Raw genomic sequence first — 13,227 nt, forward strand, 5'->3', positions numbered from 1 at the left:
TTCGTCTCGCAAGTGCCCACACAGATTGTCTGTTTCTTCTTTTTAAAGAGCTGACAGCGTTAAATTTAACTAAACATTTTGTTGTTTTAGTTTGCTGTCTCAAGGGCTGCGTATACTACGCTACACCTTTTTATTCGTCAAGATCTTTTTTCAATATTTTTGATCTTGTTCTCTAACACGTTCTTCGTTTGTTTTTCACTAACGCCGTGTCAGTGGATGCGCATTATAGGCACTTCATTTTTTTTATCAAGCAAAAAAACATGATCTTTTAATTGTTCGAATAAGCTTTAAACACTCAAAACATTAATGCATTGATATCGTTGAAGATTATATTGAGCTAATTTGCTAGTTAATTTTTCAACATATTGGTTAAGCGCTGTGCTAACAATAATATTCTCTTTATTTAGTGGTAAATTACTATCAATCAATTTGCCTTTTTCATGAAGTAATTCATAAACACGCATCGCAATTGCATTACCAGAGTCAATAAAAGTAGCGTGAGGAAAAATTACCTGCAACTCTTCTTTGATAAAAGGATAATGTGTACATCCCAATACAATAGTATCAGGGCAAACCGATAAACTTAGCCAAGGCTGTAATAACTGTTTAAGTTGCGGCATATTAACTGCCATACCTTGCAGTTTATTCTCTGCAATCTGTGCTAGTTCAGATAGCCCAAGTAATTCAACTTTACAATCAGGTGCAAACTGTTTAATCAAATTGTTTGTATAGGCTCTTTGAACTGTTGCTTTGGTTGCTAATAGCCCTATACATTTATTTTTAGTCATTTGACTAGCTGGTTTAATAGCTGGCACGACGCCAACAATCGGAAAAGAAAATTTAGCACGTAAACTAGGTAAACATATGGTACTTGCTGTATTACAAGCAATAACCGCTAAATCAATAGTATATAATTTGCTAATGTTATCAATAACATTAATTACTCTATCAATAAGAAACTGTTCTGATTTATCTCCGTAAGGGAACATTTCATTATCAAATGCATAGATATAGTGTAGATTAGGCATCTTTTTGTAGATTTCATTATAGACAGATAACCCACCGATACCCGAATCAAATATTAATATTGTTGGAGATTGTCTCGCTATGCTCATATTAAATAAAGATTAGGAAATTAAATCGACATTATCCTAAATTGAATAAAAATTTATGCAAGTAATTTTGTTTAAGGTAATACTGGCTTTTTTACTCATAAATTATTAAAATAGACGTCTAGATGGTAAAACTGCTAAAATAGAATACATCTCATCGCATATCAAGTATTGCATTTAATAAGTTAAAAGAAGGTATATCATGTCAGAATTTTTATTTACTTCAGAATCTGTTTCAGAAGGTCATCCAGATAAAATCGCCGATCAAATATCTGATGCAGTGCTTGATGCTATTTTAAAGCAAGATCCAAAAGCAAGAGTAGCTTGTGAAACTTATGTTAAAACTGGTATGGCTTTAGTCGGTGGAGAGATAACGACATCTGCTTGGGTAGATATTGAAGAGTTGACTCGCAAAACTATTCATGACATCGGATATACTAGCTCAGAAATGGGGTTTGATGCCAATTCATGTGCGGTACTCAATGCTATTGGTAAACAATCGCCAGATATAAACCAAGGTGTCGATCGCAAAGATCCTCTTGAACAAGGTGCAGGTGATCAAGGCATTATGTTTGGTTATGCTACCAATGAAATGCCAAATTTAATGCCTGCAGCAATTAGTTATGCACATGATTTAATGCGTCGTCAGGCAGAAGTCAGAAAAAATGGAACGCTCCCTTGGTTACGCCCTGATGCTAAAAGTCAAGTCACATTAATCTATCAAAATGGTCAGATAAAAGGCGTTGATACAGTAGTTTTATCAACCCAGCATTCAGAAGGTATTGAACAAAAAGCAATACAAGAAGCAGTAATGGAAGAAATCATTAAACCAACATTGCCTGCCAAATGGTTAACATCAAGAACCAAATACTTTATTAATCCTACGGGTCGATTTGTTATCGGTGGTCCAATGGGGGATTGTGGATTAACGGGTCGTAAGATTATTGTCGATACTTATGGTGGAGCTGCACATCATGGCGGAGGCGCATTTTCAGGAAAAGATCCATCTAAAGTTGACCGTTCAGCTGCATATGCTGCTCGGTATGTTGCTAAAAATATTGTTGCAGCAGGGCTTGCCGATAAATGTGAATTACAAATATCGTACGCAATAGGCGTTGCAAATCCAACATCGATTTATGTCAATACTTTTGGCACAGAAAAGATTGATCATGATAAAATAGTGAATTTAATCAAAGAATTTTTTGATTTAAGACCTTATGGATTGATTCAAATGCTTGATTTAATTCAGCCAATTTATCAACAAACTGCTAGTTATGGCCATTTTGGTCGTGATATTTTCCCATGGGAAAAAACAGATAAAGCTACATTACTTCGCGATGCCGCAGGATTATAGACGAATACCCATTTTATTACATAATAAAGTCATGGCTTGTTTAAGGGAAAACCTAAGACAAGCCAGCCTTATTTTACACACCGTATTTCCTGAACCTAAAGTAATTTATAAAGTTAAAGGAAGTATTGCCGGTAGCGCACTGTTAACACGCTGGGAAATACAGCTTAATTCAATAATGTTAACTGACAATGGTGATACATTTATTGATGAAGTCGTTCCTCATGAACTTGCTCATCTACTGGTGTTTAAAACATTTGGTAAAGTTAAACCTCATGGCAAAGAGTGGCAATATATGATGTCTGAAGTATTAGGTAAATTACCAAAAGTAACCCATAACTTTACAATAAAGCGCAATAGCTATATGTACCGTTGTAATTGCCAAATCCACCATTTAACTAAAATCAGACATAATAAAATCCAAAACAATAAAACTAGTTATTTATGCCAAAAATGCGGTAGTATACTTAAACAAGTTATTCCAATTTAGACCATTACATGTGTAAACTCGATTTTCATTTTTATAAAAGTTCATTTTTTATTCTTCTCTTAGGTGTGTTTCTTTATATTTTCGGTAATTTTTATATTCCTCTATATAATGGGTTAACAGTTACACTTATTGAACACCTACAATCTCTCTTTTTATTATTTATGTGTGGTTATACGTTTTATTATGCAAAACGCGTACAACATCATGCTACCTTATATAAATTCTGGATTTGGACAATCTTTTGGTGGGTTATGCTTTTTGGACGAGGAATAAGTTGGGGGCGTGATTTTTATCCTGACGTTCCACGTTTTTATTATAAAATCATTGCAGCTATTGTAATGGGTATACCATTACTGACGACTTTCTTACCAACAATCCGCAAAGAAATAGCACGGCGTTATAAATTTGAAAGTATTCCTTTTTGGCATATCTTTTTCGCATTTCTTTTTTTGGGAATTGCAGATATCGCAGAGCACCATCGTATGGGACACGAATTTTTAGTATTAACTCGAGAACGTAAAGATTTGATTGAAGAATTAATGGAAATTCCTTGCCTGCTCTGTATAGCATTAACAACTTTCTATATGCAAACAAATGAACAAAAAAGGTTGAGTAAATCATGTTAAGTTATCGTCATAGCTATCATGCTGGTAATCATGCAGATGTGTTAAAACATATTGTTTTAACCTTGTGTCTTGAATCGTTAAAAGAAAAAGAAAAATCGATTTTATATTTAGATACGCACTCTGGTGCTGGCCGTTATTTATTACAAAGCGAGCATGCTGAAAAAACGAGTGAATATTTATCAGGAATAAATTTAGTTTGGCAACAAACAGCTATACCAGAAGCTCTTACTCCGTATATTTCAGTGTTAAAACGATATAATCCTTTTGATACTTTGAAATATTATCCAGGTTCTCCTTTAATTGCTAAACAACTATTAAGAGAACAAGATAAATTGAATTTAACTGAATTACACCCAAGTGACTATCCTTTATTAAAGCAAGAATTTGCAAAGGATAAGCGCGCTAACGTGTTACGTGAAGATGGTTTTTTGCAATTAAAATCTAAATTACCACCACAATCACGTCGCGGCATTATTTTGATCGATCCATCTTACGAAATAAAAGAAGACTATCAAAAAATTCCAGCAGCAATTTATGAAGCTTATAAACGTTTTGCAACTGGAGTTTATTTGATTTGGTATCCGGTTGTGTCAAGAACACAAACCCAAAAAATGATAGATGGAATTGTAAATTTAGGAATGAAACGAATATCGCAATTTGAACTAGCATTAAGACCGGATAACAATCACAAAGGAATGACTGCATCAGGCATGATTGTCATCAATCCACCTTGGAAATTGCATGAGCAAATGCAAACAATCTTACCGTGGCTATCCAATATTCTTGATACAGATAAAACGGGCAATATACTGATTAAAAAATTAGTGACAGAATAAATTGCCGGGTTAATAAACAAAATGCGAGGTTTTCTCGCATTTTAAATAATTATAAAGAAAATGTTAAAACTGAAATTATGGAAAAAAATGGCATGCAAATAAATAGATCCATAAAATAATAGTTAATAATAAAGATAAAAATACCGCTGCTGAACCGTAATCTTTAGCTCGACCTGATAACTCATGCCTTTCCTTGCCTATACGATCAACAACACACTCAATTGCACTATTAATCAGTTCAACAATCATGACTACACCAATCGAGCCAAGTAATAAAATACGTTCATAAATTGAAAAATCGATTAGCATTACAATAATATAAGCTACTATTAATAAAATTAATTCTTGCCGAAATGCAGCTTCATACCTAATAGCCGATTTAAAGCCTTTTAAAGAATATTTAGTTGCATTAAAAATACGTTGTAAACCTGTCGATTTTTCCATCATAGCATTCCAAATTTAAAATTATCTAACATATCCGTAATTCATTAGCCTTTGAAATCTTCTCTCCAATAAAACCGACTCATCCATATTTTCAAGCTCTTCAAGATCATTTAGTAGCTGTTTTTTCAATGAAGTAGCTACTGTACTATAATCACGATGCGCACCGCCAAGAGGTTCAGGCACAATAGAATCAATAAGATTTAATTTGAGTAATTTATCAGCTGTCATATTCATGGCTTCAGCAGCAACTGATGCCTTATCTGCGCTTTTCCATAATATAGAAGCACAGCCTTCAGGAGAAATCACAGAATAGGTACTGTACTGTAGCATATTCACTTTATCTGCAACACCAATAGCCAGTGCACCGCCAGATCCACCTTCACCAATTACAGTACAAATTGTTGGCACTTTTAAACGTGACATTTCACGTAGGTTACGCGCTATGGCTTCAGCTTGACCTCGTTCTTCTGCACCAATCCCAGGATAAGCACCAGGTGTATCGATAAAAGTAATAATAGGTAATTTAAAGCGTTCAGCCAATTGCATCAGCCTTAATGCTTTACGATATCCTTCCGGAGCAGGCATACCAAAATTACGATATATTTTTTGTTTGGTCTCACGACCTTTTTGATGGCCAATAACCATAACAGCACGATCATCAATACGTGCAATTCCACCTACAATAGCTTTATCATCAGCATAAGCACGATCACCAGCTAATTCATCAAAATCAGTGAAAATCTCTTTAATATAATCTAATGTATACGGTCGGTTTGGATGCCGAGCTAGTTGTGCAACATCCCAAGGGGACAAGTTTGCAAATATTTTTTTAGTTAATTCACGACTTTTTTGATTTAACTGTTTAATTTCTTTATCTAAATTGATATCTAATTCCACTTGTTGTGAATCAATATTCTTTAAGGAATTAATTTTTGCTTCTAATTCCGCTATCGGCTTTTCAAATTCCAAAAAATTGCTCATAACGATTATGATTGCCTCTTGTGTTATTTGTATTTCCTAAAAAATACACTACTAAATACAGTATACTGACTATTTCTTAAGATAAAATTAAGCCAATTCTACTATGTAATACGCATTAAAGTCACCAATATTTATTTCAGTAAGCTTTAAGATATATTAAAATCATTTTACCTAATTCTATTGATATAAATTTTATTCTGAGTAGTTGATGAAAAATGCATCACTGATATATATGGGCTATTCGAACTCAAATTCAATACGCTCATTTCCAAGTAATGTTTTCAACTCTACGATTAAAGCATCTTCAGGAACTATACGCCAAGTTGTTCCAAATTGGATCCGAACGACCGAATCATCTCGATGATAATAAAGATTAACCGGTACACTTCCATGTCGATAAGGTTCTAAAATCTGTTGTAAACGCTGTAATATCGAACGATTAGCTTCAGCTTCAGTTAATGTAATAGCCAAGCCCTTAACATATTTAGCTCGAGCATCTTTCAAATCAACAATATCGCGAACAGACATCTTTAGTCCACCATTAAAATCATCGGGGCTAACTTGACCTGACACTATCAGAATTTTATCTTTAACTAAAAGATGCCCAAACTTTTCTAAAGAATCGGCAAATAACATACCATCAATTCGACCAGAACGATCATCTAAAGTAAATAGACCAATTTTATTGCCTTTTTTGGTAATTCTAACTCTTGCATCAGCAACTATTCCTGCGAAGGTAGCTGTCTTTCCCCAACCAGTTGGCGCAGCTTCACTAATGCGTACGCCACCGGCATAACGATTGAGTTCTTTTAAATATTGCGTAACCGGATGGCCGGTTAGATAAAGTCCTAAAGCATCTCTTTCGCCATCAAGTAATACTTGAGCGGGTAATTCTGGTACTGCTGCATAAGCATGTTCAACTTGTTCAGGCTCTTCAGCTAATACGCCAAACATATCTTCTTGGCCAATATTTTGCGCTTTGGTATATTGCTCAGCTGCCTGCATTGCATCACTAATACTATGTAAAATTGCTGCCCGATGCGGTCCTAATTTATCAAAAGCACCGGCCATAGTTAGCTTTTCTAATACACGTCGATTGATTTTTTTCATATCTGTGCGCGCGCACAGTTCAAAAATATTTTTAAAATAGCCCCCACTATTACGCGCTTCAACAATTGCTTCAATTGGCCCTTCACCAACGCCTTTTATTGCACCAATGCCATAAACAATTTCGCCTTTGTCATTAACATGAAAATGGTACAAACCGCTGTTAATATCTGGAGGATTAACTTTTAGTCCCATTCGTAAGCATTCATCAACCAAGCCCACAATTTTATCGGTATTATCCATATCTGCTGTCATAACAGCTGCCATGAATTCAGCTGGATAATGGGTTTTCAGCCATAAAGTTTGGTAAGACACCAGTGCATAGGCGGCAGAGTGTGATTTATTAAAACCATAACCAGCAAACTTTTCAACCAAATCAAAAATATGCATTGAAAGTTCACCATCCACACCTTGTTTCTCAGCGCCTTCTTTAAAAACAGAACGTTGTTTAGCCATCTCTTCTGGTTTCTTTTTACCCATAGCACGACGCAGTAGATCAGCACCGCCTAAGGTATAACCGGACAAAGTTTGTGCTATTTGCATGACCTGTTCTTGATATAAAATAATCCCATAAGTTGGCTCTAAAATAGGTTTTAATGACTCATGTTGATATTTTATATCGGGATAAGAAACATCTTCTCGCCCATGTTTACGATCGATAAAATTGTCTACCATTCCTGACTGTAAAGGTCCCGGGCGAAATAATGCTACTAAAGCAATCATATCCTCAAAACAGTCTGGTTTTAAGCGCCGAATTAAATCTTTCATGCCACGCGATTCTAGCTGAAATACTGCGGTTGTTTCAGCTTTCAACAATAAATCGAAAGAGTCTTTATCATCCAGAGGAATGCGCGTAATATCAACAAGTTCTTTCCCTTCTCTAATCTGACGTTCATTAATCATTTTGATCGCCCAATCAATAATGGTTAATGTGCGCAATCCTAAGAAATCAAACTTAACTAAGCCAGCATATTCAACATCATTTTTATCAAATTGAGTAACAGGATGATGCCCTTCGGGATCACAATAAATAGGTGAAAAATCGGTAATTTTTGTTGGTGAAATCACAACACCACCCGCATGTTTACCTGCATTGCGAGTTACGCCTTCTAATTGACGAGCAATATCAATTAGCGACTTAATTTCCTCGTTATTATCATATAATTCTTGTAATTGTGGCTCAATTTCGAATGCTTTAGCCAGTGTCATACCTGGATCTAAAGGAATCAATTTAGAAATACGATCGACAAACCCATAAGGATGGCCAAGCACTCGCCCAACATCTCGAATTACAGCTTTAGCTGCCATTGTACCAAAAGTAATAATCTGTGAAACCGCATCACGACCATACATATCAGCAACGTGATCAATAACCAAATCACGTTTTTCCATGCAAAAATCGACATCAAAGTCAGGCATTGATACACGTTCGGGATTTAAAAAACGTTCAAAAAGTAAGTCAAAGGCTAGCGGATCTAAATCTGTTATTTTTAATGCATAAGCCACTAATGAACCCGCTCCCGAACCTCGACCTGGGCCAACTGGAATATCATTATCTTTTGACCATTGAATAAACTCCATCACGATCAAAAAATAACCGGGAAAACCCATTTGATTAATAACATTAAGTTCAGTTTCTAAACGCTCATCATATTCTGCTCGTTTTTGTGCTCTAATATCTGGATCAGGAAAAAGAAACTTTAGTCGTTCTTCAAGGCCTTCACGTGATTTATAGACTAGAAAATCTTCAGTAGACATATCCCCTGTTGGAAATTTAGGTAAAAAATATTCACCCAAACGTATAGTCACATTGCAACGCTTAGCTATTTCTACACTATTTTCTAAAGCCTCAGGAATATCTGAAAACAACTCACACATTTCCTGCTCATTACGCAGGTACTGTTCTGGTGAATAGTTCTTAGGACGATTAGGATCTTCAAGAGTGTTGCCATCATGTATCGCTACGCGAATTTCATGGGCCTCAAAATCAGAAGGTTGTAAAAAACGAACATCATTGGTCGCAACAACCGGCAACATATATTGTTCAGCAAGTTTTACTGCGCTATGAATAAACAACTCTTCGTTGTTACGTTTAGTACGAACTAACTCAAAATAAAAGTGATCATGAAAATTTTCTTTATAAAAATTGATAGCGTTATCGGTTATAGACTCATTATTTCGAATAATACCTATACCAATATCACTTTCCCGCCCAGCCAAAATTATAAGTCCGGTACGATATTGAGCTAACCACTGCTGATCAACAACTGGCATATCACCGATATATCCCCTTTCATAAGCTTTAGATATAAGTAATGTCAGATTTTTGTAACCTTCATTATTAGCAGCGAGTAGCGTTAATCGATAAATATCATCCGGTAATTGTGAGCTTCTGATTGCTAAATCAGCACCAATAATCGGCTTAATTCCTTTTGCCATCGCAGATCCATAAAACTTAACCAAACCACAAAGATTGGTAAAGTCGGTAATAGCAAAAGCAGGCATATGCAACTGGTTAACTTCATTAACCAGTGTTCCCACTTTAGCGATACCATCAACCATTGAAAAGTCACTATGTAGATGAAGATGAATAAACTTAGGCTCTGTCATATTTATCAGAAATAATTATGCTAAAAAATTGTTAGCGATTATATCACAAGCAATAGCAATATTCTTATTCTGTTTATCAACATGTTTTGTTTGAATTGAAAAAAGAAGGAATCTTTTGAATAACGTTGATCGATGAAAATGATTAAACTTATACCACCGATAATCTAATTTATCGGTGGGTAGAGATCAATTAAATTTTCTTAAATAACACTGAACCATTAGTTCCGCCAAAACCAAATGAATTACAAAGTGCATATTCTAAGTTTTTAACTTGACGAGCGGTATGCGGTACATAATCTAGATCACATCCATCATCAGGATTATCTAAATTAATTGTTGGAGGCACAGCCTGATCGCGTAATGCCAATACCGTAAAAATAGACTCAACAGCACCCGCAGCGCCTAGTAAATGACCAATCATTGATTTAGTTGAACTTACCATTACTTTGTTGGCATTTTCTTTAAAAATGCTTTTAACTGCTTGTGTTTCTGCTTTATCACCAGCTGGCGTTGATGTACCATGAGCATTAATATAGCCCACTTGCTCAGGTGTTATTCCTGCATCTCGAATAGCACATTTCATGGCTAATGCTGCCCCACTACCATCTTCTGGTGGTGAAGTCATATGATAAGCATCAGCACTCATACCAAAGCCGACAACTTCTGCATAAATTTTTGCACCGCGTTTTTTAGCATGCTCATACTCTTCTAAAAACATAATGCCAGCACCATCACCCAGTACAAAACCATCACGATCTTTATCCCATGGTCGACTTGCCGCTTTAGGATTATCATTATTAGTTGATAATGCGCGCGCTGCACCAAAACCGCCAATACCAAGCGGCGTACTCGCTTTTTCACCACCGCCAGCAAGCATACCATCAGCATCACCATAGGCTATCATACGTGCTGCATGACCAATATTGTGTACGCCTGAAGAACAAGCTGTTGCAATTGTAATACTTGGTCCTTTTAATCCATAAATGATCGATAAATGACCAGCTATCATATTCACTATGGTAGAAGGCACAAAAAACGGACTAATTTTACGCGGGCCACCATTAATTAAAGCACTATGATTTTCTTCAATTAATCCAAGTCCACCAATACCTGAACCAATAGCACAACCAATACGTTCTGCATTTTCTTCCGAAATTTCAATACCCGCATCTTGCATTGCTTGTATACCAGCAGCAATGCCATATTGGATAAAATAGTCCATTTTACGAGCATCTTTACGTGAAATATTATAATCTTCGCCATTAAAATTTTTAACCATAGCGGCGAAGCGCGTTGCGAAAGGGGCAGTATCAAAGTGTTCTATTAGTTCAACACCACTTTGTCCAGCTAAAAGTGCTTGCCAAGTGGATTCAACTGTATTACCTACCGGAGATATCATGCCCATTCCGGTGACAACAACTCTGCGTTTAGACACATTGTCCTCCAGAAAAGGATTGAAATGAAATTTGAATCATTGAAAATTTTATGTTGAGTTTTCAATACATGAATATTAATTTTTATATAAAAATTAAAGATATAAATACAAACTAGGCGATCATTTGACCGCCTATTATGAAAACTCTGCTAACCTTATTGATTCGCAGTAATATAATCAATTGCTGATTGTACAGTTGTAATCTTTTCAGCTTCTTCATCAGGAATTTCAGTATCGAATTCTTCTTCTAAAGCCATAACTAATTCAACTGTATCAAGAGAGTCAGCGCCAAGATCTTCAACAAAAGAAGATTCATTCTTAACTTCTTCCTCTTTCACACCAAGTTGCTCAACAATAATTTTCTTAACTCGCTCTTCAATAGTGCTCATACTCTTTTTTTTCCTATAAATATCGCCAAAAGCGGCGGTGAATGTAAGTTTATAAAATGTTGAAAAAGATGCAAATCATTTTTCAACCCAATTGCTTATTTTTTGCTCAAAAAGTCAAAATATTGGCTTATTTTACACTATTCTGATCAATTACACCATATACATGCCACCATTGACATGTAAAGTTTCACCAGTAATATAAGATGCTTCATCGGAAGCCAAGAATGCAACAGCATTGGCTATTTCTGATGGCTCTCCTAATCGTCCAGCTGGCACTTGTGCTAACGTCACGGCTTTTTGCTCATCGGTTAATGCTTCAGTCATATCTGTTGCAATAAATCCAGGCGCTACCACATTAACCGTGATACCTCGAGATGCAACTTCACGAGCTAATGATTTACTAAAACCAATTAATCCTGCTTTAGCTGCCGCATAGTTAGCTTGCCCTGCATTACCCATTGTACCAACAACAGAACCGATTGTAATAATTCGTCCATAACGTTTTTTCATCATAGATCGCATTAAAGCCTTAGATAGACGGAACACCGAAGTTAAATTGGTATCTAAAATAGATTGCCACTCTTCTTCTTTCATTCGCATTAATAAATTATCACGAGTGATACCAGCATTATTCACTAAAATATCAATATCACCAAATTCAGTTTTAATAGCATTAATGACAGATTCAATCGATGCTTCGTCAGTCACATTTAAAGCAAAACCTTTGCCATGTGTACCTAAATATTGACTGATTGCTTCAGCACCTTTTTCTGTTGTTGCAGTGCCAATAACAGTTGCACCACAAGCAACTAACTTTTCAGCAATCGCTTTACCTATCCCGCGACTTGCACCAGTAACTAAAGCAATTTTTCCTGATAGGTTCATAACTACCCCTTTTATCTTCTATTTAGTATTTTCTATTGCAACATCTAATGACGCTTTATCATTGACAGCACATGCTGATAACGAATCAACAATACGTTTAGCCAATCCAGTTAGTACTTTACCTGGCCCTATTTCAACTAACAGTGTTACACCTTGTTTCGCCATTTGCTCAACAGTTTCTGTCCAGCGAACAGGGCTATAAAGCTGCGCAATTAATGCGGCTTTAATTTTTTCTGCTGAGGATTCAATCTTAACATCAACGTTATTAATAACCGCAAATTTTGGCGTGTTGAAAGTAATTTCATTCAAGGCAATAGCTAATTTTTCGGCCGCGGGTTTCATTAACTCACAATGGGAAGGAACACTAACAGCTAATGGTAAAGCACGTTTAGCACCTGCTTCTTTGCAAAGTACGCCAGCACGCTCTACAGCTTCTTTATTACCGGCAATAACAACTTGTCCTGGTGAATTAAAATTGACAGGCGCAACAACTTGGCCTTGCGATGCTTGTTCACACGCTTTACTTATTGACTCATTATCTAAACCGATAATGGCATACATCGCACCAGTTCCAGTTGGTACAGCCTCTTGCATAAGTTTGCCACGTAATTCAACTAATTTAATTGCATCTTTAAAATCAATCACGCCAGCACATACCAATGCCGAATATTCACCTAAACTATGTCCTGCCATAAATTCAGGTTGTGCACCATTAACACTTTGCCAAACTCTAAACGTAGCAACTGAAGCAGCTAACAAAGCTGGTTGTGTTTGCCATGTTTTGTTGAGTTCCTCAACTGGACCTTGTTGTACCAACGCCCATAAATCGTAACCTAATACTTGTGACGCTTCGTCAAAAGTAGATTTTACAATTGGATAATTGTCAGCAAGATCTTTTAACATACCGACGGCTTGTGAACCTTGTCCTGGAAAAACCATTGCAAATTTGGTCATTTTTAAA

The 13,227-nt window shown here is 36.0% G+C and carries 12 protein-coding genes; 4 read left to right on the forward strand and 8 right to left on the reverse strand.

Annotated features, from left to right (window positions below; all coding sequences use genetic code 11):
- Positions 1–287 precede the first annotated feature (287 nt).
- A complete protein-coding gene (murI, locus tag J3U66_RS09940) occupies positions 288–1,115 on the reverse strand; it encodes a glutamate racemase (RefSeq protein ID WP_267348858.1) in 828 nt (275 codons plus the stop codon).
- A 199-nt stretch (positions 1,116–1,314) separates the two neighbouring features.
- Between murI and metK the strand changes: the two genes are divergently transcribed.
- Genes metK through J3U66_RS09960 form a run of 4 tightly spaced genes read left to right on the forward strand, consistent with a single transcriptional unit; the run spans position 1,315 to position 4,415 of the window.
- A complete protein-coding gene (gene metK / locus J3U66_RS09945; protein ID WP_267348860.1) occupies positions 1,315–2,466 on the forward strand; it encodes a methionine adenosyltransferase in 1,152 nt (383 codons plus the stop codon).
- Positions 2,450–2,953: a SprT family zinc-dependent metalloprotease gene (locus tag J3U66_RS09950; RefSeq protein ID WP_267344563.1), complete on the forward strand. Its 504-nt coding sequence runs from the start codon at positions 2,450–2,452 to the stop codon at positions 2,951–2,953. The genes metK and J3U66_RS09950 overlap by 17 nt, the downstream gene beginning before the upstream one ends.
- Before the next feature lie 8 nt (positions 2,954–2,961).
- Positions 2,962–3,579, forward strand: coding sequence for a hypothetical protein (locus J3U66_RS09955; protein WP_267348862.1), 618 nt, complete (start codon positions 2,962–2,964; stop codon positions 3,577–3,579).
- Positions 3,573–4,415, forward strand: a complete 843-nt coding sequence (locus J3U66_RS09960) for a 23S rRNA (adenine(2030)-N(6))-methyltransferase RlmJ (RefSeq protein WP_267348864.1) — start codon at positions 3,573–3,575, stop codon at positions 4,413–4,415. Before J3U66_RS09955 ends, J3U66_RS09960 begins: the two co-directional genes overlap by 7 nt.
- Before the next feature lie 75 nt (positions 4,416–4,490).
- Here J3U66_RS09960 and J3U66_RS09965 read toward each other — a convergent pair whose 3' ends face one another.
- From J3U66_RS09965 to fabD, 7 genes are all read right to left on the reverse strand, one after another.
- Complete coding sequence (locus tag J3U66_RS09965) at positions 4,491–4,859, reverse strand: diacylglycerol kinase (RefSeq protein ID WP_141671541.1); 369 nt, start codon at positions 4,857–4,859, stop codon at positions 4,491–4,493.
- Between the two features lie 21 nt (positions 4,860–4,880).
- On the reverse strand, positions 4,881–5,840 hold the full coding sequence (accA, locus tag J3U66_RS09970; RefSeq protein ID WP_267334185.1) for an acetyl-CoA carboxylase carboxyl transferase subunit alpha: 960 nt from the start codon (positions 5,838–5,840) through the stop codon (positions 4,881–4,883).
- Positions 5,841–6,077: 237 nt separating this feature from the next.
- On the reverse strand, positions 6,078–9,557 hold the full coding sequence (dnaE, locus tag J3U66_RS09975; RefSeq protein WP_267348865.1) for a DNA polymerase III subunit alpha: 3,480 nt from the start codon (positions 9,555–9,557) through the stop codon (positions 6,078–6,080).
- Between the two features lie 190 nt (positions 9,558–9,747).
- A complete protein-coding gene (fabF, locus tag J3U66_RS09980) occupies positions 9,748–10,992 on the reverse strand; it encodes a beta-ketoacyl-ACP synthase II (RefSeq protein WP_267334183.1) in 1,245 nt (414 codons plus the stop codon).
- Between the two features lie 155 nt (positions 10,993–11,147).
- Positions 11,148–11,381 (reverse strand): acyl carrier protein, encoded by a 234-nt coding sequence (acpP, locus tag J3U66_RS09985; RefSeq protein WP_034948180.1) that lies wholly within the window; start codon positions 11,379–11,381, stop codon positions 11,148–11,150.
- Between the two features lie 150 nt (positions 11,382–11,531).
- Complete coding sequence (gene fabG, locus J3U66_RS09990) at positions 11,532–12,266, reverse strand: 3-oxoacyl-ACP reductase FabG (protein ID WP_065634142.1); 735 nt, start codon at positions 12,264–12,266, stop codon at positions 11,532–11,534.
- An 18-nt stretch (positions 12,267–12,284) separates the two neighbouring features.
- On the reverse strand, positions 12,285–13,220 hold the full coding sequence (fabD, locus tag J3U66_RS09995; RefSeq protein WP_267344559.1) for an ACP S-malonyltransferase: 936 nt from the start codon (positions 13,218–13,220) through the stop codon (positions 12,285–12,287).
- Between the last annotated feature and the right edge of the window lie 7 nt (positions 13,221–13,227).

Origin of the sequence: Gilliamella sp. B2969 (assembly GCF_026536195.1) — a bacterium.
Classification (GTDB): Bacteria; Pseudomonadota; Gammaproteobacteria; order Enterobacterales; family Orbaceae; genus Gilliamella.